This window comes from Bythopirellula superficialaquae (assembly GCF_059632245.1).
Genome location: NZ_CP197426.1, coordinates 2,425,168 through 2,449,310, shown reverse-complemented (window position 1 = coordinate 2,449,310; position 24,143 = coordinate 2,425,168). Strand labels below are relative to the sequence as shown.

The window sequence follows — 24,143 nt, the reverse complement described above, 5'->3', positions numbered from 1 at the left end:
AGCAGTGGCACCCGAATAACTTACAGTAGTTCTAAAACGCCTGTTTGCTTGTTGAACGCTTCAATCTGTCTGTCCCACTCGCCCGCATGAGCAAAAGTCTGATCCCAGAAATCAGGATTCCACAACTCACGGAGTTCGTCGGCCGTGCGGCCTTGTTGCTCAACCCAAGTGAAATACTTGAAGTTGTGCAGGGCCTTGCGGTCGGCGTAGGTGAGCTCGCGCAGATAGTCGAGCGAAATACCGTCGAGGTATCGAGCCCGGTCGTTGGATGCGAGTTCCGCTGAATAGGCACCACGTTCCGAGGATAACTCTTCCAACCGGCTGGAATACAGTTCTGCAGCGTCGGTGAGACAGAGGAAGATCACGTCGCGGTTGGTCATGTCGTAGTATTTGGCAGCTTTGATCGCGGCGACGAGATTGCAAATGCCCGAGATGCCCACATTGGGAAGCTGCGCGAGAAATTCAGGGGGTAAGTCATCGCTCAGCACTTCGTGCCCGTCGCGTTCGTTGAACAATCGGAAGAGCGACATGCATTGCTCGTCATCGATTGCAGCCACCATGTCGGTGTTGCGGACATTATGAATCCAAGGAACGTGCTTGTCGCCGATGCCTTCGATGCGATGTCCCCCGAAGCCAAATTGATAGAGCGTCGGGCATTGCTGGGCTTCGGTGGCAACCACGCGAATATCGGGATGCGTCTTACGCAGGCGATCACCGGCAGCAATAGTACCCGCGCTGCCCGTGGCTGAAACATAACCGGCGAGTCGATGGCCTGGCGCGACTTGCTGGAAGACGTCGAGAATTGCGGAGGCCGTGACATGATAGTGCCAACAGGCGTTGCCGAATTCTTCAAATTGATTGAAGATCACGCACTCAGGACGTGTTTTGCGAATCTCCCAGCATTTGTCGTAAATCTCTTTGACGTTGGATTCGCAACCGGGGGTGGCAATTACTTCAGCGCCAATTTCTTTAAGCCATTCAAATCGTTCGCGGCTCATTTCTTCGGGCAGAATCGCCACGGCCGTGCAGCCCAGGAGTGCCGAGTCAAAGGCCCCGCCGCGGCAATAATTCCCCGTGCTGGGCCACACCGCTTTCTGCGACGTGGGATCAAATTGCCCACTCACGAGTTTGGGAATCAAGCAACCATAGGCCGCGCCGACTTTGTGAGCGCCCGTGGGAAAGTATTTGCCCATCAGGCCGATGATGCGAGTTTCGACGCCGGTGAGTTCCGAGGGAAATTCGATCCAATTCCCTTCGTTGAACAGTCCGCCTTTTTCGACGGGCTCGTTCTTCCAAGTGATACGAAATAAATTCACAGGATCGATATCCCACAAGCCTACTTGGCGGAGGCGATTTTTTATCTTGTCGGGGATCGAATCAGGACTGCGCATCTGGGCGAACGTTGGGAGCAGAATCTTCCGCTCGCGAAAGCGCTCGATCGTGCGGGACAAGACTTGTTCGTTGATTTGCATCACCTACTCCGAAGATAAACTCACCACAACGACAAGGATTAAGAGTTAACCACGAGTCTAACGAATAGCACGAATAATATTTATTCGTCTGATTCGTATTATTCGTGGTTTCCTCTGCGTTCTCTGTGGCTAACTAATAAATTACTATTTTTCTATAACTTCCGCGATGGCCGCGAGGTTGGGTTGCACGCGAATTGGGTGTCCTCCCGCGCGGATTGAGCTGCGAATATCTTTGAGTCCGCTGCCGGTAACCATCGCGAGAACCGATTCGCCAGGCTTAATTGTTTTATCATCGAGCGCAGCCATCACGCCAGCAAGAGCTGCAGCGGCGGCTGGCTCGGCAAACACACCATGCTTGCCACCCAAACGAATCGACTCGAGAATTTGTTCGTCGCTGACGCATTTCACAATACCATTGCCATCCCGCAACGCGTTGACGGCTTTTTTCCAATTGCGGGGAACTTGCACGTCGATGCTGTCGGCCATCGTAGCGCCTTGGCCAGGGGCGGGGAGTTTGTTGTGCTCCATGGCATAGGGAATGGGTGCCACACCGGCGGCTTGAACGCCCAGCAGGCGTGGCAAGCGGTCGATCACGCCCAAGGCATGCATTTCGGCGAAGCCTTTCCAAATGCCAGCAATCGTGCAACCATCGCCGATGCTCACGGCGACCCAATCGGGAACTTCGCCTAGCAGCGAAACCTGCTCGGCCGCTTCGAGGCCACCCGTTTTTTTACCTTCGACCAACACCGGATTGATCGCACAGTTGCGATTATACCAACCAAATTTATCGCACGCCGCCGAGCAGAGTTGATAGGCTTGGTCGTAGGTTCCTTCCACAGCGAAGACGCGAGCACCAAAAACCAAGAGCTGTGCGAGCTTGGGCTCGGGGGCCGTCGCGGGGACAAAGATATTGGCTTGCATGCCAGCCAGGGCTGCGTGGCAAGCGAGACTCGTCGCGGCATTGCCTGTCGAGGCACAGGCGATCGTGTTGGCGCCAACTTCCAAGGCATGGGCGACCCCCACAGAACTTGCGCGATCTTTGAACGAAGCCGACGGATTGCGGCCTTCGTCCTTGAACAGCATTCGCTTGAGACCGAATTGTTTTGCCAATCGCTCAGCCGCGATCAGCGGAGTCCAACCCACTTGCCACTCGTATTTGATTGAAGTGGGCTTAAGCGGCAGCAGCTCGGCGTAACGCCAATGGTTGAGTGCTCGCGAGGCGAGTGGCTTGGCATCCCAAGCTTTGCGAACAGCGTCGAGATCGAAGCGAAAATCAAGAATACCTTCAGCGGGCCCACACTTGCCACACGTCATCCAAACTTGCGGCGCATCCGACGATGCCGTGCTGTAGGTCGTGCCACAGTTGACACAAACGAGTTCTTTGATCATCCCAATGTCCTTCTCTACTTATGCAAGTTTGCACTCTAACCCACTCGCCGTGGTGAAGCTAGTGGAACAACGTCAGCCAAGCTAGAATCATAAAGAGAGGCAGAACAATTGGTTGCGGAAATCACCTAGTACCCAGCGAGCGACGTGATATGGTCGATCTGTTTTGCACTCCCTTTGTCGAACTTGTGGATCGCATGCGTCTGGAGTTCGCGCGGCAGCAAGCTATGTTCGATCTGCCGCGCCGCAAGTGGTTCGTGCCGGCACCGGAAGATCCGCTCGATTTGTCGGTGAAGTTCCACGGGCAAACCGCGGGGAATCCCGTCGGCCCCGCTTCTGGCCCACAAACCCAAATGGCACAGAATCTCGTGCTGTCCTGGCTCGCGGGTTCGCGGATCCTGGAGCTTAAAACGGTGCAAGTGAACGATGCGCTGCAAATCTCGCGGCCCTGCATTGATGCAGCGAATGTTGGCTACAACATCGAGTGGTCGCAGGAACTCAAGGTGCATGAATCGCTCGATCAATATGTGCAAGGGGCTATGCTGATTCATATGCTTCGGCATGCGCCGCAGGAGTTTGGCAGTCCGTTCGGTGAAACTGATATGGGGGGCACCAGCGGTGAAACGGTGTTTGATTTGTCCGTGGGCTATGACCTCGCGGGTATCCAAACCGAGAAAGTCGTAGGTTTCATCCGCGGGATGATGGACGCGACAGAAAGCGTCGAACGACTTCGCGATCAACTGCCGCATCGTTTGCGAGCTTTGCGCGAGCTGGATTTTCCCACGAAGCTCAGCCGCAGCATCACGCTGTCGACATTTCACGGCTGCCCGGCGGATGAGATTGAGCGTATCTGCGAATTCTTGCTCACGGAAATCGGTGTCGACGTGATCGTGAAAATGAATCCGCCAATGCTGGGCAAAGAACGGCTTGAACATTTGCTCTACGACATAATGGGCTACACGGAACTGACCGTGAATCCTCACGCCTACACCAGCGGGCTGTTGTTCGATCAGTCGATCGCGATGTGCGAGCGTTTGAGTAAGCTGGCTGCATCGCGGAAACTGGGGTTGGGGGCAAAGTTCTCTAATACGCTTGAAGTCACGAACCATCGCGACGTGTTCTCGCCTAACGAAAAGGTGATGTATCTCTCGGGGTTGCCGTTGCACGTGATTACGCTGACGCTGGCCAATGAGTTCCGTCAACGCATTGGCGCGGCGATGCCAATTTCTTTCTCGGCAGGGATCGACCGCAAGAACGTCGCCTCGACTGTCGCCTGTGGATATGTGCCGGTGACGACCTGCACGGACCTCTTGAAAACGGGTGGGTACGGGCGGCTGCCGCCGTATTTTGATGAACTCGGCAAAGCGATGAATGCCGTCGGCGCGAAGACGATTGATGATTACTTGCTCGATTGCCGAGGACAGCGTTTGGCTGCAGGGGGCGATCCTGTTCGTGCTGGATTTCTCAACAACGCGATCATCGTCGAGGAAATCCAAGCCGACACGCGTTACTATGCCGCGCAGAATCGTGCCGTGCCGAAGAAAATTAATTCGCATCTCACCACGTTCGATTGCATCACCTGCGACAAGTGCATCCCGGTTTGTCCCAACGACGCGAACTTTGCGTATCCCGTCGCGGCGGTGGATATCCTGTACTGCGATGTCGAAGTTCAGCCCGATGGCAGAGTTGTTGAAATCGGCGAACCCAAGCCGTTTCGCGTGGAGAAGACCGAGCAGATTGCCAACTTCGCCGACTACTGCAATCACTGCGGCAACTGCGACACATTCTGCCCGGAGTACGATGGGCCGTATTTAATGAAGCCCAGCTTTTTTGGTAGCCGCGAGGCGTTTGAGGCGGGCGTACCTCATGACGGGTTCTTCTTATCGGGCATGTCGGGATCGCTGAAGTTGGAAGCGAGAATTGATGGGATGCCGTTGAGCATTGCTGAGACCGCTGATGGATATCTTTTTTCAGACGGCACGGTCACGCTAACAATCAATTCCATCGGCAGTGTGGAATCAACTCACCCGAAATCGCCGCATGTGGTCGACATGGGACGCTATCATGCCTTGGCAACGCTGCTGCGTGGCATCAGTGCGGCGGGGCGCATTCACGCGGTGAATACTCGGTTGTTGGCTGAAGCTTAATTGGCGGCCAGTGTGTTGCGAGCGTTAGCCGCGGCCATGTCGACGCGACGGATGTTGGCCCAATCGTCTTTGTAGGTGATGGGCACAAACTTGCTCGTGCCATCGGCACCAAATTCCTTGGCGACCTTCGTGCCGTCCCACTTGAATTCCAGCAGCGCCGTTTTGATGGCCTCTTGGATTTCCGGGGTCAGATTATAGGCAAACCCGAACGCCGCGGGAGGAAACTGCTCCGATTCGTAGATCGTGCGGATGTCTTCTTTTTTGACGTCGCCCTTGGCGATCATGCGGGCGAGCACGTCGCTGGCTATGGGAGCAGCGTCGACGTCACCTTCCAGCACGGCAGCGATAGAGCCTGCGTGGCCGTAGGTGTAACGCCATTCGTAATCGCGTTCGGGCTCGAGCTTGAACTCTTCGCTCATGAGCAGCATCGCCGCGGCTTTGCAGCCGGAATTCGAACGTGGACGGGTGAAGGCGATCTTCTTGCCGCGCAAATCACTGAGCTTCTTGATCGGGCTGTCGGCTTTGACGACGAACTCCATTTTATAGCCGCTCGAGCCATCTTCCTTGCCAAACATGCAGACGGGAATAAACCCGGCCGTGTTCACAGCCACGGGGACTTCGCCGGTGCTGAGCGCGGTGATATGTAGTCGACCATTGCGGAGCGCTTCGTTTTGCTCGCGGGCATCGGTGAGACGGAGATATGTCACGGGGATGCCGGTCTTCTCTTTGATGGCATCCATGACTTCTTGCCATTGCGCGGGCTCGTTGGTGGAGTCTTCGGACGTGATGAACGAAAAGACCAGTTCGGTTGGCTTGGCTTGCAAGGCCGCATTCTCGGGGGCATCAGGCAGCAGATCGTTATCCGCATCTTTGTAGACGGGGTCCAACACAACGGTCGGACTCAGGCTTGCAAAGAAGTTGCTCATCGTGCGGTTGACGTACTGCTCTTGGGCTTGCTTTTCGATGGACGAAGAAGCGTAAGCGGCCCAACCTGCCACGGCGGCGACGACTGCAATGGCAGCCACGACCCGCGCACGAATAACACCTGCTTTGATGCTCACGAGACACGTCTCCGCAAAGAGTGACAAATTTCGGAACTAGAAATTGGTATCGACGGTTTCACCACCATCACGACTGCCGATGGCACGCCAAACAGCAATATCGACGTCGTCGTTCGCAATTGCAGTGTGTCCGTCACCAAAACCAACCACCACCGTGCCAGGGTGTGCACTACGAGCCGCAATAATCGCATGCTCAAAAACCGTGTCCGGAATACCACTGTTAGTGCCACAATCCAAGCCGTTCCAATTAGGTGTAGCGACATGGTTGTATTGACTCGCATCATAACCAGCGAACGGCCAACCATTAGAGAATTGGCTTCCTTCCAACCATCGCCCCGCACCCGTCAAATTCATGCTGCTTGTAGGAGGACTATTCGCGGCTGCTAAACATTGATCATAAATGTTACCGATTGTAATTGATGCAACATTGTTTCCCTGACCCAAGCCAATAATATCTCTATTGGTCGGAGGGGTACTACCTGCATTACTGCCACTACCGCCTAAACGTTCAGAGAAAAAAGCCGTTTTCGATAAACCGTCCGTATAGTAGCCTGCTTTGAGACCTGTCCTTCCTGCTGTAAAGGCACCATTACCACCTGCAGGAAATCCTTCTGGAGATACAGCGTTATAGGCAAGGTCTAGCTGAGCCACGTCAGCAGCTTCTGTGGCACCTGCGAAGACAGTTGAGCCACCGAAATTGGCGCGATAACTGTTCTCGGAAATAATCTTTTCAAAAACACCATCACTCGGACATAAGAACATACCACTAGCTGTAGCATAGGCATTGTAATGAGGATTACCTGTCGTGGTCATGGCTTTAATTTGACCCTTCGAAAAGTCGATCATGTTGTAAACATTGTTGGCTTCCATGTAGGGCAATAGCCAAATATGAACTGAAAAGTTGCCGTATCGCTGGTTAGGATTCCAACTTGTCGAGTAGGTCGAGCTGGGAAAATCTTCTACCCAACCTGCACCAGTCCTTCGCTCTGCTTCTGGACGTAAACGACCCGGTGGAAATACGCCTTTTGCACTTTCATAGTTCGCCGCCGCGAGCGACATTTGCTTAACATTGTTGACGCATTGTGTGCGACGAGCGGCTTCACGGGCCGCTTGAATGGCCGGGAGCAATAGGGCCACTAACACGCCGATGATGGCGATCACCACCAGGAGTTCCACGAGGGTGAAGCCGTCGGCACGGCGAGAGGGGGATCCGAAACGATGCATGGCGCTACTCCGTCAATTCGGTGAGATTAATGGCTTCTTAATAACTTTATAAAAACTCAATGAGAAAAGAATGAAGGTTTATTAAAGACTTGTCAAAATATTTGCGTGCCAAACGGCGCCTCATCAATTTGGCTCGCTACAATCCACATCGACCCAGACCAACCGGTGGTCGGAGCTGGGAAAGGGGAATTCTCCCACAAGCTTAAACAGTGTGTCTGTATTTTGCGGCCAAAAGACGCCGGAGGCAACTACTTTTAAGTTTTTTGACGGCAAAACGTAGTCGAGCCTCAAATTTCCAGGGCCATCCTTGTCCGCTGCGTCCAAGGTATCATGTCGAGGGTCACCCTGATGTAACTCATTGACCCCACCCTGCAACTTTGCCTGTTCTACGCCACCCTTACTCTCGGGGTTCGACCCGGAAGCCAACTCGGGCGAGGCCAAGAGCTTGGAAATCCCTGCTTTCCCCTGACCATCATGCGGGTCGCCATTGAGATCCCCCATGATAACGAAGCTTGCTCCCGGCTTGATGCCCCCTAGCTGCCCCGCATCGTCATAGATGTAGCCAGCTGCACCTTCCCCGGTGTAGTCGTCCGAGATGTAGTCGGCCCAAAAGCGAATCTCATCGTGATTACGGCAGCCGTTGCGATCCTCGGCACCATCAAAGGTGGGTGGCGTGGGATGGCTGACAAGAGCATGGACAGTCTTCTCGCCGATTTGAATCGGCACATCCCAATGGCTCTTCGAGGAGAGGGGGAAACGACTTAATACCTCAGTGCTGTACCAATCATGGGGTTCATCGGTCTCAGGATCGTCCGGCAGTTTTGCTCCTGGCATATCTTGCCAACGAAAATTCTGGAACGTGCGAATGGCGTCGGTCTGGATCGGATGCTTCGATAAAACCACCATGGCGTATTGCCCGGGATATTGGCCGAAGCCCCAGCAATCGCCGCCGTATTCCACCGTGCCTACTTGGCTCCCGACTTGGCCATTGCAATCCAAGTCGTGTCCCGAGGCAACGCCCGTGTTGCAAGTGGCGAAGTAGCGATACTTGTATTCAATGGGTTCAGCAGGACCGTCGGGGGACTGCGAAAAATTCTGTCCGACCGCCAGATATTTCTGCTGAAACGCGTCGATCAATTGACCCGCCGCATCGTAATCGACTTCATTTAGGAGTAATACGTCGGGCCGAACGCGCTGGATGATCTCGGCTTCCGACCGAGCTTGACGGTCATTCCCCGAGGCGATTCGTTGAGCCACATCCTCCGCGGACTTGCCATAAAGTGAGACGTTGAAAGTGGCGAAGCGAACCGTCTCGCCGGGAGCCTCATAGGCCATGCTGGCTAGGACTGCCAGCACGAAGATGGCCCGAACGGCAAAAGAGACGACGACTGATATGGTTGCTGATCCTGCCAACGTGCGACTCGCTAAGTTCCATGTTCTCTGCGGTAGGCCTTATCTTAGGGGATTGTGCAAAGATGGGAACTGATTGGTCGTTAGTAATGCACTGGGTACGGAAACTACGCACCAGGTACGTCCTGTTTGCATTATATTTAACGACTGATTAGACTGTGAGCATTGAAAGCCCACCGATCCGCCCGGCTCTCGCGAGCCAATAGTTTGAGAATCTTGGCGGTTAATTCATGCCAAATTCATGTTTTCTTAAGTGAATCTCACTATAGTAGCAACGGAATAGAGTCAGGAAGGTCAAGCCGAGAGAAGATCATAGAGGGACTCGTCGCGCTTTTCTGCTTGGACTTAGCCTACTAACAACTCTGAAGGTCAGACTAACAGGAGAAAGACTCGTGCGAAGATTATTAATTTGTTGTTACGCTGCGTTGGCAGCAGCGGGCTTGGTCTCGCAAACGTTTGCTCAAACGCGATTTGCTATTGTTCTCAACGAGCAGAATAACAACGGCGACTCACCCAAGAGCGTCTCTTTCTACGACGCTGACAATCTCAATCAAGGCCCGCTGTTTAGCGTTTTCACCGGTTACGAACGCTCGAACAACTTCGACGAACCTCAAGCGATTGATGTCGATCCAGTGACTGGCGACGTTTATCTTCTCGCTTTTGATAGCGGTACTCCGGCTGTCGACACCGTCGACACCTCCGGTGATTTCGATATCCTCAAGATCAATTTCATGGATGTCTTGAGTTATTGGCAGACGAATCACCAAGGCCACGATGTGAGAGGTGAAAGTCTAGTTGATCCATTTTCTAACCCACCCACTGCTGGGTTTGCTTACGCCGCACGCGGGGACTATGTGACCTACGGTGTGGACAGTCCAGGTTTTGACTTTGCTGTGATCCACAGCAATACCTTCTTGTTGCCAGGTGCGATTGAGAAGATTGGCGAAGTGAAACGCAATAATTTCCTCGGCGAACCATCACCTTTCTATCCCACTTCACTGGAATTCGTTGATGAAAATACTTTACTACTCCTCGACAATTCCTCTGCGCCTAATGGCGATCCTGAAGATCTGTCTACTGATCACGAGTATCGCGTCCTTGAACGAGTTTCAACTGCGCCCGGTGCAGCCAACGGCGCGGCCTTTGACTTCTTAGACGGTGGCTTTAACGTCGGCACAACCGAATCTTGGAATTCTCGTCGGATCGGTAAGGTTAATATGGATGTCGAAGGTCACAGTGAACCCACGGCTTCCGCTTATTATCATGATCCTGTGAGTGGCGTCCGCGGTATGTGGGTCATGGAAAGTGACGGCGCCGGTGATGATGTGTCCTTCATGGAAATTGATAACTCCAACAATTTTGTTGGGTATCGCAATTTCACGAGCGGCGTGCCCGCGTTTGCCTTGGATGATGATCCTTTCTTCAGCACAGTGTCTAATGATGGTAAAGGTGATCACATCCATGTTGACCTCGACACCGGCGATATCATCATTGTCGAGTCAGGTTTTAATGACACTTTGGACGGCATTGGTGCTGGTGATCACGAACCAGCCCTATTGCGTGCCGAAATCGTGAGCTACGACAATGGCGGACAAATCGAGATTGGCGCTTGGAGCGAGAAGATCATTCTCAACCCAACAAAATCGACCGGAGACGTCGGCTTCCTCGAGCGTGGCCAGTGGTCAGCTTGGGACAGTGAGACCGATCAATTGTTTATCTTTGCTCCGGGTGCCGCAGGTGAAACACCTGAATTTGCCTTCGACATGTGGGTCATCGACTATGCCACGGGTGTCACGACTTCCTTCTTGGATTTGGATGACAGTATTTCGCTGTTCACCTCGATTGGCTTCGGCGACAAGGTCGACTTCTTCACCATTCCTGGCGAAGGCCTGGATGGAGATTTCGATGGCGACGGCGACGTCGATGGTCGGGACTTCCTGGCTTGGCAGCGCGGCGAATCGACGACTCCTTTCAGTGGCGCGGACCTGCTCGAATGGCAAACGGCCTACAACGGCGGTGCGCTATCGGGCTTGAATGCCGTCCCCGAGCCCAGCTCGTTGTTGATCTTGGCTTTGGCGGTTGCCCCGCTGGCTTGTGGCCGCAAGCGGTAAGCTGAACGATATGTTTTGTTAATCAAACGGCCATGCCCGCGAAAGTGGGCATGGCCGTTTCTGTGTCCTGATTTTTGCTTACAGAACAGTAAGGTTGTTGCGATGACGCGAAGAGTCTCTATTGCCTGGTTTTGTGGTCTGTTCGTATTGGCATTTCTGAGCCGGCAAATGGCTTTTGCCCAATATGATGCACCGACGACTTACTACAACTCCGCGACGGGGACGGGCGCGACGCTCAAAACCCAGCTGCGCACGATCGTCAGCACCATGACCGGAGTCAACTACGGCGATGCCCGATATTCCGCAGCGATCACCGATGCTGACCCCAACAACTCTGCGAATGTCTTGTTGATTTACAATCGGGCCTCGGTTTCGAATGTTTGGGATGGCGGAACGAGTTTCAATCGCGAGCACATTTGGCCACAATCGCGGCTCGGTGCAAGTGCCAGCAATGGCACAGTTAATATTGCTTCGGATCAATTCAATCTTCGCCCAGCGAACCCAAGTATCAACTCTTCGCGGGGCAATGATCCCTTCGGCATGGATACGACGACGGGCAATCATCGAGCCGTCGGTTCCTATTACTATCCAGGGGATGCCGATGCGGGGGACGTGGCCCGCTCCCAGTTTTACATGGCTACGCGTTACACTCAGCTTTCTTTGGTCGACACTTTTCCTTCTGGTCTTCAGATGGGAGATTTATCGTCACTCATTAATTACCATTTCCGCGACGTGCCCGATGCGTTCGAGGAGCGGCGTAATCATGCGATTTATGGACTGGCAGGTGCATCTGGCTCGCCGGCGATTACGAATCCCTACCGGCAGCAGAATCGCAATCCGTATGTCGATCACCCGGAATTTGTATGGTCGGTGTTTGTCGATCAGCAGAATGATTCGCAACTGTACGTTGGCGGAGCGCCCAGTGCCGATGGAAGTTCAACGCACAGTTTGAATTTGGGAAGCGTGCTGGTCGGTGCCGCCGTCCCCGCCGCGCAGAATGTTTCGCTCAGTAAGAACGGTTTGGATGGCACCTATTTTGAAGTGACAACCAGCGGCGCGGCAACTTCTTCGATCTCAGGACGGTACAACGCCTTCCAAGTTTTGACCTCGGGAACTGATACCCGTGCGTTGACGGTTGGCCTCAACACCAACACGGCAACCGCGGGACTAAGGTCGGGGGCGGTCTTGATCAACAATTTAGATATTACGACCGACGGCGGTGCCGGGCGGGGCAATAACGATGGGAATGATACGATCGATGTGTCGCTCAACGTGCTGTCGCATGCGAATCCTTCGTTCACACTGGCGAGCGATGAAAACGTTTTGAATCTCGACTTTGGCACGGTCACAATGGGCAGCGTGGTTCCCGCCTTTGAGTTTGAGATTGGCAATCTCATCGAGACCGCTGGTTTCACCGCGGGACTGGATTTAGATTCGATTGTTTCCGCTGGTGATATCTCGGCACTGACGACGAGCCTCACCGCTTTCAGTTCACTCGATGCGGGAAGCACGAATTCGTTCTTAGCCTCGATCGACACGTCGGCGGAAGGAACTTTCAGCGCCAGTTACACCTTGAATTTCTCGGACGAGGACTTGCCCGGTGCAGCTGGCCTGGGGGCGATGACGCTCACCTTGTCGGGCATCGTCGAAGCAGCCGCCGTAGAAACGGGTGATTTCGATGGCGACGGCGACATCGATGGCCGTGATTTTCTCGCCTGGCAGCGGGGCGATTCCTTCGATCCTTTCAGCAGCAGCGATCTGGAATTGTGGCAGGCGGAGTATGCTGCCCCACCCGTTGTTGCTTCCGTCGCCGTCCCTGAACCAAGCAGCGTGCTGTGCCTGTTCGTTTTGGCGGGCCTCTCGGGGAGCTCGCGTCGTCGTTTGTCGTTGTCTCTTTAGGACTTAGAACGACGGGAAAATTTTGTTGTGACGCCCACGACCCGCCATTATTATTGGGGAGGTTTTTAGCCGTAGAGTTTTTCATCCATGATCGGGAGGTGGCTAGTGACTTCCAGGTTTCGCCCTATCACTCTTCAGGGTTTTGCCACTTTCGCTTTTGCTGCATTTAGCGTCCTCTTTACGCATGAAGCCTTTGCCCAGCTTCGCATCACCGAGGTGATGTACAACCCCATTGACGACAGCGTTTGGGAATGGATTGAAGTTCGCAACTTCGGTAGCCAGGCGGTGAATCTCAACGGCATGCTTGCTCGCCGGTTAGGGGACCCCGATGTGGCGACCCCTTCACCCACAATCAGCGCCACGCTCGATCCCGACACGGTTATCAATCCGGGAGAAACGGCGGTTATCTACGATGGTGAATTTTCGGACGACAACTCGGTCAATTTTAACGATTCCTATTTTCGGCAAGCTTGGGGGTTGGGGCCCGCGGTGAAACTCATCGCCGCGGATTCGCTACCGTCACTCACGAACACAGTAGATAGCCCTGGTCGCTCGATTGGTTTTTGGGCCACGGCGTCGGATTGGCGTGCAGATCAAACCGACGACGAAACGGCTCGTTTTGACCATGCCGCATTCAGCTTGGATTTTTCATCGGCGAACTTTCCTCAAGCCGATGGGCAATCGATCGCCTGGTCGGGTAGTGGCAGCCATGGTGCGGGTTCGAACTGGTATTTGAGCAACTCAGGCATCAACGGCGCCGTGACGAGCAGCGCGGTTTCGATACCAGGCTCAATCAACAGCGATGACGATATCGGTAATCCGGGCATCAAACCACCAGGCATATCAAGTGTTTCAGGGCTGCAAGTCACGGAAGTGATGTTCGACCCGGCCAGCCCCGATGACGATTGGGAATGGATCGAGCTTTATAACAGCAGCGGATCCGCAATTTCGTTGGCAGGCTACACGCTCGATGACGTTGCCAATCCGGTCGTCACTTCGGCCAACATTGCGGGTGGAAATGTTGCCGCGGGAGGGACCGCCATTTTGTTCAATGCCGATGACGTAACGGCGGTGGAATTCGCCGGAGCCTGGGGATCGGGGCTTAACTTGGTCCCGGTCACAAATTGGAGTCGGCTGACGCTGAACAACACGGGCGACACGATTACCCTCAAGAACACGTTTGGGACGACGGTTGTGACACAAAACTTCATGCAGACGAGCGGTTTCCCCAACCCACCTGAAGGAGCCTCATTAAGCTTAAAAAATCTCAGTCTGAATGCGGCAACTGGTTCCAACTGGGCCGTGAGTGCCGATGACGATTCGCTGGGTTCTTTCGCGGCGACTCTTGTGTCCGGCGGGGAGGGAGGTATTCCCTTACATCTGGGCGGGGATGTCGGTAGCCCGGGGAGTTTTCTTTCGGCAGGTGAGCCTTCAAATACCGGGGATTTCGACGGCGATGGGGATATCGATGGGCGCGACTTTTTGAGATGGCAGCGTGGCGGTTCTCCAAATCCCCACAGCAGCCAGGATTTGAACGATTGGCGTTCCCGTTTCGGAGTTGGACTTGTGGCGATCAAGGCAATTCCCGAGCCCGCGGGAATTACATGGGTTTTATTTGCCTCTGCGGGCTTAACGCTTGCAAGATTTGCGTTTGGCAACCAACATAGAAGTAACCGCGTGCCATGAGTTTCAACCGGAGCTAGCCTAATGAAGATGACGACAAGTTGGTTCGGCCGTTTGTTGACGGTCGCATTCTTATGCTGCATTGCCATGGAGTGCGCGCGGGCCCAGTACAATGCCCCCGCTACGTACTACAATTCCGCGACTGGCACGGGAGCAACACTTAAGACCCAGTTGCAATCGATTGTCAGCAGCATGACGGGCGTTAATTATGGCGATGCTCGCTACTCTGCAGCGATTACGGATCAGGATCCGAATAACTCGTCGAACATTCTTTTGATCTATAATCGAGCTTCGGTCTCAAATGTCTGGGATGGCGGTACAACATTCAATCGCGAGCATATTTGGCCTGTTTCCAGATTGGGCGTGAGTGCTCCTGGCAATAGCACGACAAATATCGCCACGGATCAATTTAATCTTCGGCCAGCTAACCCAAGTATCAACTCTTCGCGGGGCAATGACCCCTTCGGCATGGATACGACGACGGGCAATCATGGTGCCATCGGTTCTTATTACTATCCCGGGGACGCCGATGCCGGTGACGTCGCCCGCGCACAGTTTTACATGGCTACACGTTACAGCAACTTATCCTTAACCGATTCGTTCCCAGCTGGCACTCAAATGGGGGACTTATCATCACTGGTCAACTACCATTTCCGCGACTTGCCGGATGATTTCGAGCGACGCCGCAATCATGCGATTTACGGCTTAGCCGGCGAAAACAGCCCGGCAATTGTCAATGCATATCGCCAACAAAACCGCAATCCTTACGTCGATCACCCTGAGTACGTTTGGTCGATTTTTGTCGATCAACAGAACGATTCGCAGGTCTATCTTGGCGGGTCGCCCAGCAGCGATGGCAGTTCGACGCTCGATCTGAATTTGGGATCTGTGCTGGTGGGTGCAGCGGTCCCTGCGGCTCAAAACGTATCGCTGAACAAGTCGGGCCTCGACGGCACTTATTATGAAGTCACGGCTTCAGGCGCTGCCACTTCCTCGGTGAGCGGTCGCTACAACGCTTTTCCCGTGCTCACCTCGGGCACAAGCAGTAGAAACCTTTCCGTTGGTTTGAACACTAACACGGTGGCCGCTGGTCAGCGTTCTGGCTCCGTGAGCATTAACAATCTCGACGTCACGACCGAAGGTGGAACAGGTCGCGGTGCCAATGACGGCAACGACACGATCAATGTATCTTTGAACGTGTTGGATCACGCGAATCCCTCGTTCTCGCTGGCTGGCGACATCAATACTCTCAGCATCGATCTGGGAACAGTCTTTGTCGGCAGTTCGATGCCCAGCTTCCAATTCGATATTGCCAACCTTGCTAACACATTAGGTTTTACGGCCGACTTGGAACTCGACAGCATTTTTGCCAGCGGTGACTCCTCGGTTTTGATGACCGATCTGACGACCTTTGCGGGTGTCGCGGCGCTCGAAGCCGGTCTGAGCAACGTCTACACGGCGACCATGTCGACTGCGAGTATCGGGAGTTTTTCCGCTACTTATACCCTGGAATTCTCAGACGAGGATTTGGCGGGAGCTATCGGTCTGGGCGATCTGACTTTGAATCTTTTCGGCTCGGTGGTGATTCCTGAACCGACGGGTTTGCTTTTGATCAGTATCGCATGCTCGATCGGCCTCGTAGCACGGCCACGCAAGGCTTCAATCCCAGGCTGTTAATACTAGGATTGAGATGGATGATCTTACGGATTTACGAGGACAAAATGTGGCTGTTTTAAAGCCATTTCCGGTCTACTTGCGTCTTCTACCTATAGAAGATGAAGAATCAGCAAATCTTCGGAAAAAACAGCAGACAACACTTGTCAGGGCTGATAGGATGGAAGAACTTAGATGCGACAAGGGAGGCCGTCGTGCTGTCTGCTTAAGTTTTTAATTTCAGGGGTCAGGCAGCCGCGGCGTTGGGCATTTTTCACGAAATTGTGACCCCGACTTTCAACAGGAGACGAGCTAATGAGTATCCGAAAAATTTCCTTCATCTTTAGCGCGGTAGCGCTTTGCGCGCTGACTGCCTCGATTGCAAACGCGGCAATCATTGCTGGTTGGGATCAAAACAGTAACGCCAACCCTCTTGCCCCTACGGGCTTCGGCTTTGAAGCTGCCGACTTTCCTCAAGCCAATGATCATGGCCCTGCTGCAGGTGGTTTAACCATTGCAGACTTCGACGCAACCGTAGATGGCAACGGCATTTACACCTTAGTCCAATCATTTGCTGGTTCGACCGTCAACGATCTTGAAGGAGCTGGTGCCGGTGGTTCATTTTCCTTCGTAGGGAATACCAACAACGGGGCCAAGATGGTATTCAGTGTTCCGACCACAGGTTTCGCTGGCGTATCTGTTTCCTGGACGCAACGTGGTACTTCCACAGGCTACAACAGCCGTGTATTTGAATATTCGACCGATGGTGGTTCAAGTTGGACCGACATCGGCGCCTACGCTGGTTCCGCAGGAGCGCTTGGTTCGTCGTTTACGACCGTGTCGCTCGACTTGAGCACCATTGCAGGTCTGAATAACAACTCCGCCGCAGCGTTTCGCATTACTTACAGTGGCGCTTCGAGCACTAACGGCAACAACCGCCTGGACAACTTCTATGTCCAAGGCACCGAAATCCCCGAACCAGCTACACTTGGTTTGGCCTTCGTTTGCTTGGGTGGTTTGTTGATTCGTCGCAAGTAATCTTGCTTGCTTGAAAATTTGAAAACGACTAACGCCCAGGGATTGCCATCCCTGGGCGTTATTTTTTTATGCTCGTGAATCCCGCCAAGCATCGCGTTTTTGAATGAGTTGAGCCACCACGCTCACGGCGATCTCGCCCGGCTGATTCGTGCCCAGCGGCAAGCCGATCGGGCAATGAAACGCTTCGGCCTGCTCGGCTGAGAACCCCTCGGCGCGAAGCTCGCGCACTAGCACGCCGCGTTTTGCCTTGCTGCCGATCACACCCAGATAGGGAAACCTGCGGCCTTGGCGGAAAATTTCGGCCAGCACGGGGCGATCCGTCGCGTGGCCCATGGTCATGCAGAGCACAAAAGCATCGCTCGGTAGTGCTGCCACTTGAGCGGGCAGGTCCGCCGTGCAAATCTTGGTGAGCCGTTCGCGATCGGGAATTTTGGCAAGCCACTCCTCACGGGAATCGATGCACGTGGATTGGCAATCAAGCTGCCCCAGGCATTGCACAACGGCGTGAGCGACGTGCCCCGCACCGAAAATGATGACTCGCCAATCGCAATGGTTGTAGGCTTCAAAAAAGAGCTTCACAACGCCACCGCAAGTCATGCCGACATCGCGCTGCAAATTCCATTCGACCAATTGATGGGGCGCAATTTCGCTGCCCAGTTGGTTAAGCATACTCTGAGCGTATTGGATCGCCTTGAATTCAACTTTGCCGCCGCCGACGGTTCCCGAATGCAAACCCGCCGCCGTCACCAGCATCTTGCTGCCGGTGTCCTGTGGGGTGCTCCCCACGGCATCGACCATGGTGACGCTCACGAACGGCATGCCACTGGCAGCGAGTTCTGCGAGACGTTCAACATAACCGTGAGGCGAAGACATAGAAGAATCGCGGAATTCGGATTGCAGATTTCGGAATAAAACTGGCACAAAGCGAGTTGAATCAACTCAACCAACATTCGCGGGTTCGGCTTTTAACGTGAGGGTCGTCATCACTCGCAGGAGTTCCTCGCCCGTGGCTGGCAGCATCAAATCATTTTCGGCTTTGCCGTTAACATAAGATAGGGCATTCTTCGCCGCGGCCCAGACGGCCAAGGCCATCATCAATGGCGGCTCGCCCACAGCTTTGCTGCTCGCAATATTGTGTGTGTTATCGGCGTTGGGAAACAAATCGAGATTGAAGACCGCGGGAATATCGGTAATGGCCGGAATCTTGTATGTGGTCGGGGAATGCGAAAGCAGATGACCTTTGTCGTTGTACACGAGGCACTCGTTCGTAACCCAACCCATGCCTTGAATATAGCCACCGATGATTTGACCGCGATCGATGCCGGGATTGATGGATTCCCCGATGTCGATCAGCAGGTCTGACCGCAGCACGCGCATCTCGCCGGTCAAGCGGTCGATGACAACCTCGGCCACGGCGGCGCCTTGGGTGAAATAGAAAAACGGCGTGCCGCGACCGGTTTCACGATTGAAGTCGATGCCGGGTGTAGCGAAAAATCCGCGTGCCCCCAGATCAACCCGGTCACGGCGGGCATCATCACAAAGCTGTCCAAATGGGACACGCACGCGCGGCTGGCGGTCGTCGTAAACGTGCCCATCATCAAAGCAGATATGTTCTGGCGAAGCAACCAACCCCGATTCGCTATCTGCCAAATGTTCGGCGGCGAAGTTCCGTAAGCGTGCTTTGATTTCCTGACAGGCGATCACCGCCGCGGCACCGTTGAGATCGGTGCTGGCCGAGGCGGCGGTTGGCGACGTGTTGATGTTCTTCTCGGTGCTGGTCGCCATCACGATCACGCAGCTCGGGTCGATGGCAAATTCATCGGCGACGAGTTGTTTGATTTTGACGTTGACCCCTTGGCCCATTTCCGTGGCACCCGTGGAAACTTGCACGGTTCCATCGGTATAGATATTCACGAGGGCATTCCCCTGGTTAAGGAACTTCGTCGTAAACGAAATGCCAAATTTGATTCCCGTGAGGGCTAGGCCGCGCACTTGGAGCCGTGACTTCGCGTTGAATTCATCGATTTCCGCCCGGCGAGCTTTGTATGCTGATGTTTCCGCGAGCTTGGTGAAAATCTCGGGAAGATGATTTTTGTCGACGACTTGCCCATAAGGCGTGACGTTACGACTCTCCACGCCATAAACATTGGCCTGCCGCACTTCGAGGGAATCCATCCCCAAGTATTGGGCGATCGATTCGAGCACATTCTCTGTGACGGCCATCCCTTGAGGCCCACCAAAACCACGAAAAGCCGTATTGGAAGGCAAGTTTGTAAAGCAAATCTTGCCGGTGAACTCCGCATTTGGAAAATAATAACAGTTATCGGCGTGTAAGAGTGATCGTTCCATCACCGAAGGGGAGAGGTCGGTGGTTGCTCCGCCATTGGAGAAGAACTCATACCGCACGGCCAGCACTTGGCCCGCGTCGTTAAAACCAACTTCCCAGCGATTGAGATATTCGTGCCGCTTACCCGTGACACACATGTCGTCATCTTTGTTGTAGATGACTCGAGCCGAGCGGCCAGTCTTCTGTGCGACCAGCGCGGCCATAATCGCGGGGATCGACGCTTGAGATTCTTTGCCCCCGAAGGCTCCCCCCATGCGTTTACAGATACAAACCACTTGGTGTTGTCCCAAACCAAGAACCTCGGCAACAACGGCCTGAATCTCTGTGGGATTTTGTGTTGAGGAGTGAACGACAATCTGGCCCTGTTCACCGGGATAGGCAACCGCTGCTTGTGATTCGAGATAAAACTGTTCTTGGCCGCCGCTAGTGAACGTGCCGGACAAGCAATGCGGTGCGGCGGCGAGGTTCTCGTCGACTTTGCCTCGCGCGATGCGGCGAATGGGACCAAGGAAGCGGTTTTCGCGAATCGCTTGTTCAATCGTGAGAATCGCAGGCGTCGCTTCGCATTGAATTTTTATAACCCGACGAGCCTGTGCGAGTGCCTCGGGAGTTTCCGCGGCCACTACAACCACCGGCTGGCCGACATACAGGACTTCACCTTCCGCCAAAAAAGGGTCGTCGGCAACGATCAATCCAAAAATATTGTGACCGCACACATCCGCGGCCGTGTAGCAGCCAACCACGCCGGGAATGGCAAGTGCCTGTTTGTAATCGGCGCTTAGCAATTTACCGCTGGCAATGGGGCTGCCCACAAAGCCGACGTGAAGTTCCCCCGCGACTTGAGGGAAGTCGTCGATAAAGAGCGCACGTCCCGTGACATGGCTCGGAGCCGCATCATGAGGTAATGATCGTCCAACGGATTGGGGCATGGTAGCTTCGATCCTCTAAACCAACACGGCGTCTGGTTGATTCTCCAAAAAGAATTTTACCAAGATGTTGCGCGTCAGTTGCCAGCGGTAATCGGCCGAACCTCGGACATCGCCGATTGGCGTGACCTCACCGACGGCAATTTCACCGGCTTCACGCATGGTGTCCTCAGTAAATTCCCGCCCAACGAGAAATGTTTCGGTGGCACGCGCGCGGAGGACAATTGGGCCGACAGCACCAAAAGCGATTGCGGCCTGGCCGATTTTGTTGCCTTCTATTCGCAATTTGATCGCCGCGGTAAACGAAGAGATATCCAAATCTTTGCGCCGTGAGATCTTATAAAGTCCGAGCAAATCAGTAGCCTCGGGTAGGGGCACGGTGATCTTGGTCAGCAGTTCTCCCGGTTGAAGATCGAACTTTTTATAGCCCTGATAAAAATTGTTGATATTCACCGTTCGCTTACCGGTAGTGGATGACAGCTCAAGCTCGGCCTCCATCACGTGCAAAAATGGCAACGAATCGGCAATCGGCGAAGCGTTGATGAGATTTCCACCCATCGTGCCGACGTTACGAATCTGAGGCGCACCAAATACGTTAAGCACACGATGAAACTCGGGCACAAGATCGCGATAAGCAGCTTCCACGGCGGTCCACGACGCGCGGGCACCGATCACTAACTTGCCATCAACAAGTTCGACATGAGCGAGCTCATCCAGGCGATTCAGATCGATCAATTGATCTGGCAGTTGCAGACCTTTATTCACACGAACACCAATATCGGTGGCGCCGGAAACGATCATCGCTTGAGGATTGTCAGCCAAACATTGAAGTGCCATCGCCAGCTGTTGGGGACAACGAATTGAGCGGTGCTGACCATCGCTGAGCACAAGATCATCGTGTTCGTGTTTCGCAAAATCGGCCAGCAGTGGGGCAGGGGGGTAGAGTTCCGCCAAGCGGTCTTGCTGTTCGTTGCCGACGGATAAACCGGCTTCAATAATCGCCGTATAACCCGTACAACGGCAGAGATTACCCGTCAGCCCGTACTTCAAACCTTCGATGTGCATTCCGCAATCATTTTCGCTCATGCCGGTCATGGTCATGACAAAGCCGGGCGTGCAAAACCCGCACTGCGAACCATTGCAGTCGATCATCGCCTGCTGAATGCCGCTTAACTCACCTGACTTGGCCACGCCTTCGATTGTCACGATATGTGTGCAATCGAGCTGGAACAAAAACTGGATGCAGGAATCCACGGCCTGATAACGAAGGCCCTGCTCGGTGGGCCGGCCGACGAGAACCGTGCATGCTCCGCAATCCCCTTCGCTGCAGACGATTTTTGTGCCGATAAGTGCAAGCCGTCGGCGGAGAAAATCGGAGAGCGACAGTCTCGCCTCACTGCCGCGAATCTCACGTCGGATACCGTTGATATAGATTAACGCATAATCCCGCATGGGCCCGCTGTGTTTCGCAAGAGAGGTTTTGTTTCGCTCGAGAAATTGTCTGACCTCGCCGTTGGCGGAACGGCCGAGAAACTGCGATTCTTCACAGTTTGTTAATCTCTAACTTAATTTCGGTGCGAATTCTAAGCCAGACCGTCTCGCCCGAATTATTGAGGCCAGACTGCGTAATTGCCGAAATCAGCGAAATTCCGGAGCGTGCGGGTTGGGCAGCACTCAACGCTCGGCAGGCTTGCGAGCCGTTTTGATTTCCTCGGCCGGTGAAATGGGCGAAAAGCGAATCGCTTGCCCGCCTCCGGCTGCCAGGTTGAGGGGCATAACCGTTTGCGCGTCGACTTCGCGTTGCTCGATCACATACTTGCTGGGCTCGGTCTTCCAATCAGCATCGTCGGCATCGCGATAGATCGTCGCCAGATACTTTTGATTGGGTTTCAAGAAAGCAAGCCGGGCTTCTAAGGTGCGCGGCTCTTCGTCGGTGATGCTGCCCAAATACCAATCCTGGCCATCACGTTCTTTGCGAACGATCGTCACATAGTCACCAATCTTGCCATGCAACACCTGCGTTTCGTCCCAGTCACAAGGGACATCGCGGACGAACTCGAATGCATCGGCATGAGCAGCGTAATTCTCCGGCAGATCGGGAACCATTTGCAGCGGACTGTAGATCACCACGTAGAGAGCCAGTTCTTTGGCTAGCGTTGAGTTCACCCGATTGGTGGGGCGAAACTCAGGATACTCAAGGTCGAAAATTCCCGGCGTGAAATCCATGGGCCCCGCCAATAAGCGAGTGAACGGCAAAATCGTCGTATGGTCGGGGGGGTTACCACCGTCAGCGCTCCAGGCGTTGTATTCCTGGCCACGGGCTCCTTCGCCGGTCATCAGATTCGGGTAGGTGCGCTGCAATCCCGTTGGTTTGATCGGCTCATGCACATCGAGCATGATGTGTCGCTTCGCCGCTTCGTCGACCACTTTCTGATAGTGACGAACCATGTGCTGGCCGTGATGGTACTCCATGGTCTCGCCATCTTTTTCATCAACACGCTTGATGAGCTTTTCAAGTTTCACGTAGCCAGTTTTGAGTACGTTGATTCCGAGCCTTTCATAAAGCTTAAAGGCATCGGCCAGTTGATCCTCGTAATTAATGATGGAACCAGCTGTCTCATTGTGCCCGACCAGTGCGACACCCTTTTCCTTGGCATAGCGGGCAAGCTCCTTCAGATCAAAATCCGCGTAGGGCTTGGTGAAGCTAAACTTGTCGCCGTTGGCAGTCCAATCTCCGTCCCAACCTTCATTCCAACCTTCAGCAAGCACGCCGGCAAAGCCATTTTCCGCCGCGAAATCGATGTACCGTTTGACGTTTGCGGTGTTGGCACCATGCTGAGGCCCAGAACCCCAAGTCGATTTGTTGAGGTGCATCTCCCACCAAACACCGGCGAACTTGCCGGGTTTGATCCAACTCGTATCCTCAAGCTTATTCGGTTCGTTGAGGTTGAGAATCATGTACGACGTGACGAGCTCGCCGGGATTGGCCCCCACTTGGATCGTCCGCCAGGGCGAATGAAACGGCGTGGCCGCTTTCACTTTTGTGCCATCGGCCCAGGGAACCAAATTGGCTTTCAACTTAGCGCCGTCCGTTTGCTCCAAAGTCATGCTCGCAAAATTCACGAGCGCCGCTTCGTGAACGCTCAAACTAACACCATCCTCACGCACAAATGTGACCGGCGTGTGGGCGGTGCCCATTTCGCTCACTTTGCTTTCATCATACAGATACTCGTAGCGTTCAGGTTCGTAGGCAGGGATCCACCACGCGGCACTGTCTTCCGCCAAGTTGAACTCGGTGAGTTCATCGCTGATCACAAAATTCTTGAGGTTGCGTTGCTGGGGCCATTCGTAACGAAAGCCAATACCATCATTAAATACGCGGAAGACGACAATCATCTCGCGAGCGAGCTCATCTTGTTGCCGTAGTTTGAGCCACAACTGGCAGTAGTTGTTACGAACCTTTTTGCGTTCGCCCCAAGGTTGCGTCCACGTATCGTCGTAACAGGTGCAGCGCGAAGCCACGACGCGAAAATTGCCGTCAAGCGCGGGTGCATCGGATAACGTCACACCCAATCGCGAGGTGTTGACGAGCGTCGCCCCGTTTCGCGTAAGCGAATATGTCGGCGTGCCATCTTCGAGCTTGAAATCGAGCTGCAATTGCCCATCGGGTGAAACGGCTTGATAGTCCCGGGCAAGCAGCCGCTGGGGAGCAAACAATAAACCAAGCAAACAAACGACAAGTGAAATTCGGGACATGGGGTGTCGATTCAATGGCGAAAGGTCGTT

The 24,143-nt window shown here is 54.0% G+C and carries 15 protein-coding genes; 6 read left to right on the top strand and 9 right to left on the bottom strand.

The window, feature by feature from the left end; genetic code table 11:
* Positions 1 to 20: 20 nt before the first annotated feature.
* Together SH678x_RS09975 and thrC are read right to left on the bottom strand one after the other, a co-directional pair.
* Entirely contained in the window at positions 21 to 1,472 is a 1,452-nt protein-coding gene (locus SH678x_RS09975; RefSeq protein ID WP_496922758.1) for a pyridoxal-phosphate dependent enzyme, read from the bottom strand.
* Positions 1,473 to 1,616: 144 nt separating this feature from the next.
* Positions 1,617 to 2,861 carry a threonine synthase gene (gene thrC, locus SH678x_RS09970; RefSeq protein WP_496922757.1) on the bottom strand — a complete coding sequence of 415 codons (1,245 nt, stop codon included), beginning with the start codon at positions 2,859 to 2,861 and terminating at the stop codon, positions 1,617 to 1,619.
* Between the two features lie 149 nt (positions 2,862 to 3,010).
* On the opposite strand from thrC, the gene SH678x_RS09965 reads away from it, so the two are divergent.
* Positions 3,011 to 5,005 (top strand): hypothetical protein, encoded by a 1,995-nt coding sequence (locus tag SH678x_RS09965; RefSeq protein WP_496922756.1) that lies wholly within the window; start codon positions 3,011 to 3,013, stop codon positions 5,003 to 5,005.
* On the opposite strand, the gene phnD is transcribed toward SH678x_RS09965, so the two are convergent.
* The 3 genes from phnD to SH678x_RS09950 all read right to left on the bottom strand — a co-directional run bounded on the left by phnD (position 5,002) and on the right by SH678x_RS09950 (position 8,646).
* Positions 5,002 to 6,066: a phosphate/phosphite/phosphonate ABC transporter substrate-binding protein gene (gene phnD / locus SH678x_RS09960; protein WP_496922755.1), complete on the bottom strand. Its 1,065-nt coding sequence runs from the start codon at positions 6,064 to 6,066 to the stop codon at positions 5,002 to 5,004. The two genes, SH678x_RS09965 and phnD, sit on opposite strands and share 4 nt — an antisense overlap.
* Before the next feature lie 36 nt (positions 6,067 to 6,102).
* The gene (locus SH678x_RS09955) at positions 6,103 to 7,290 is read right to left on the bottom strand and encodes a DUF1559 family PulG-like putative transporter (protein WP_496922754.1); all 1,188 of its coding nucleotides are present in this window, start codon (positions 7,288 to 7,290) and stop codon (positions 6,103 to 6,105) included.
* A gap of 123 nt (positions 7,291 to 7,413) precedes the next feature.
* The gene (locus SH678x_RS09950) at positions 7,414 to 8,646 is read right to left on the bottom strand and encodes an endonuclease/exonuclease/phosphatase family protein (protein WP_496922753.1); all 1,233 of its coding nucleotides are present in this window, start codon (positions 8,644 to 8,646) and stop codon (positions 7,414 to 7,416) included.
* 446 nt (positions 8,647 to 9,092) lie between these two features.
* Here SH678x_RS09950 and SH678x_RS09945 point away from each other — a divergent pair, with 446 nt between their 5' ends.
* The 5 genes from SH678x_RS09945 to SH678x_RS09925 all read left to right on the top strand — a co-directional run bounded on the left by SH678x_RS09945 (position 9,093) and on the right by SH678x_RS09925 (position 17,084).
* Positions 9,093 to 10,811 (top strand): PEP-CTERM sorting domain-containing protein, encoded by a 1,719-nt coding sequence (locus SH678x_RS09945; protein WP_496922752.1) that lies wholly within the window; start codon positions 9,093 to 9,095, stop codon positions 10,809 to 10,811.
* A 102-nt stretch (positions 10,812 to 10,913) separates the two neighbouring features.
* Entirely contained in the window at positions 10,914 to 12,710 is a 1,797-nt protein-coding gene (locus SH678x_RS09940; RefSeq protein ID WP_496922751.1) for an endonuclease, read from the top strand.
* A 105-nt stretch (positions 12,711 to 12,815) separates the two neighbouring features.
* Positions 12,816 to 14,396, top strand: coding sequence for a lamin tail domain-containing protein (locus SH678x_RS09935; RefSeq protein WP_496922750.1), 1,581 nt, complete (start codon positions 12,816 to 12,818; stop codon positions 14,394 to 14,396).
* A 21-nt stretch (positions 14,397 to 14,417) separates the two neighbouring features.
* Positions 14,418 to 16,070: an endonuclease gene (locus SH678x_RS09930; RefSeq protein ID WP_496922749.1), complete on the top strand. Its 1,653-nt coding sequence runs from the start codon at positions 14,418 to 14,420 to the stop codon at positions 16,068 to 16,070.
* Positions 16,071 to 16,361: 291 nt separating this feature from the next.
* Entirely contained in the window at positions 16,362 to 17,084 is a 723-nt protein-coding gene (locus tag SH678x_RS09925) for a PEP-CTERM sorting domain-containing protein (RefSeq protein ID WP_496922748.1), read from the top strand.
* Between the two features lie 66 nt (positions 17,085 to 17,150).
* On the opposite strand, the gene xdhC is transcribed toward SH678x_RS09925, so the two are convergent.
* The 4 genes from xdhC to SH678x_RS09905 form a co-directional block, all read right to left on the bottom strand.
* A complete protein-coding gene (xdhC, locus tag SH678x_RS09920) occupies positions 17,151 to 17,957 on the bottom strand; it encodes a xanthine dehydrogenase accessory protein XdhC (protein ID WP_496922747.1) in 807 nt (268 codons plus the stop codon).
* A 66-nt stretch (positions 17,958 to 18,023) separates the two neighbouring features.
* Positions 18,024 to 20,360, bottom strand: coding sequence for a xanthine dehydrogenase molybdopterin binding subunit (xdhB, locus tag SH678x_RS09915; protein ID WP_496922746.1), 2,337 nt, complete (start codon positions 20,358 to 20,360; stop codon positions 18,024 to 18,026).
* Positions 20,361 to 20,375: 15 nt separating this feature from the next.
* The gene (locus tag SH678x_RS09910) at positions 20,376 to 21,809 is read right to left on the bottom strand and encodes a xanthine dehydrogenase small subunit (RefSeq protein ID WP_496922745.1); all 1,434 of its coding nucleotides are present in this window, start codon (positions 21,807 to 21,809) and stop codon (positions 20,376 to 20,378) included.
* Positions 21,810 to 22,031: 222 nt separating this feature from the next.
* Positions 22,032 to 24,113, bottom strand: coding sequence for a glycoside hydrolase family 97 protein (locus tag SH678x_RS09905; protein WP_496922744.1), 2,082 nt, complete (start codon positions 24,111 to 24,113; stop codon positions 22,032 to 22,034).
* Between the last annotated feature and the right edge of the window lie 30 nt (positions 24,114 to 24,143).

What these genes read in the sequence shown, in the direction of transcription:
- SH678x_RS09975 (WP_496922758.1), bottom strand. Translation starts at nt 1,472, where the DNA reads ATGCAAATCAACGAACAAGTCTTGTCCCGCACGATCGAGCGCTTTCGC.
- thrC (WP_496922757.1), bottom strand. Translation starts at nt 2,861, where the DNA reads ATGATCAAAGAACTCGTTTGTGTCAACTGTGGCACGACCTACAGCACG.
- SH678x_RS09965 (WP_496922756.1), top strand. Translation starts at nt 3,011, where the DNA reads ATGGTCGATCTGTTTTGCACTCCCTTTGTCGAACTTGTGGATCGCATG.
- SH678x_RS09955 (WP_496922754.1), bottom strand. Translation starts at nt 7,290, where the DNA reads ATGCATCGTTTCGGATCCCCCTCTCGCCGTGCCGACGGCTTCACCCTC.
- SH678x_RS09940 (WP_496922751.1), top strand. Translation starts at nt 10,914, where the DNA reads ATGACGCGAAGAGTCTCTATTGCCTGGTTTTGTGGTCTGTTCGTATTG.
- SH678x_RS09930 (WP_496922749.1), top strand. Translation starts at nt 14,418, where the DNA reads ATGAAGATGACGACAAGTTGGTTCGGCCGTTTGTTGACGGTCGCATTC.
- SH678x_RS09925 (WP_496922748.1), top strand. Translation starts at nt 16,362, where the DNA reads ATGAGTATCCGAAAAATTTCCTTCATCTTTAGCGCGGTAGCGCTTTGC.
- xdhC (WP_496922747.1), bottom strand. Translation starts at nt 17,957, where the DNA reads ATGTCTTCGCCTCACGGTTATGTTGAACGTCTCGCAGAACTCGCTGCC.
- xdhB (WP_496922746.1), bottom strand. Translation starts at nt 20,360, where the DNA reads ATGCCCCAATCCGTTGGACGATCATTACCTCATGATGCGGCTCCGAGC.
- SH678x_RS09910 (WP_496922745.1), bottom strand. Translation starts at nt 21,809, where the DNA reads ATGCGGGATTATGCGTTAATCTATATCAACGGTATCCGACGTGAGATT.
- SH678x_RS09905 (WP_496922744.1), bottom strand. Translation starts at nt 24,113, where the DNA reads ATGTCCCGAATTTCACTTGTCGTTTGTTTGCTTGGTTTATTGTTTGCT.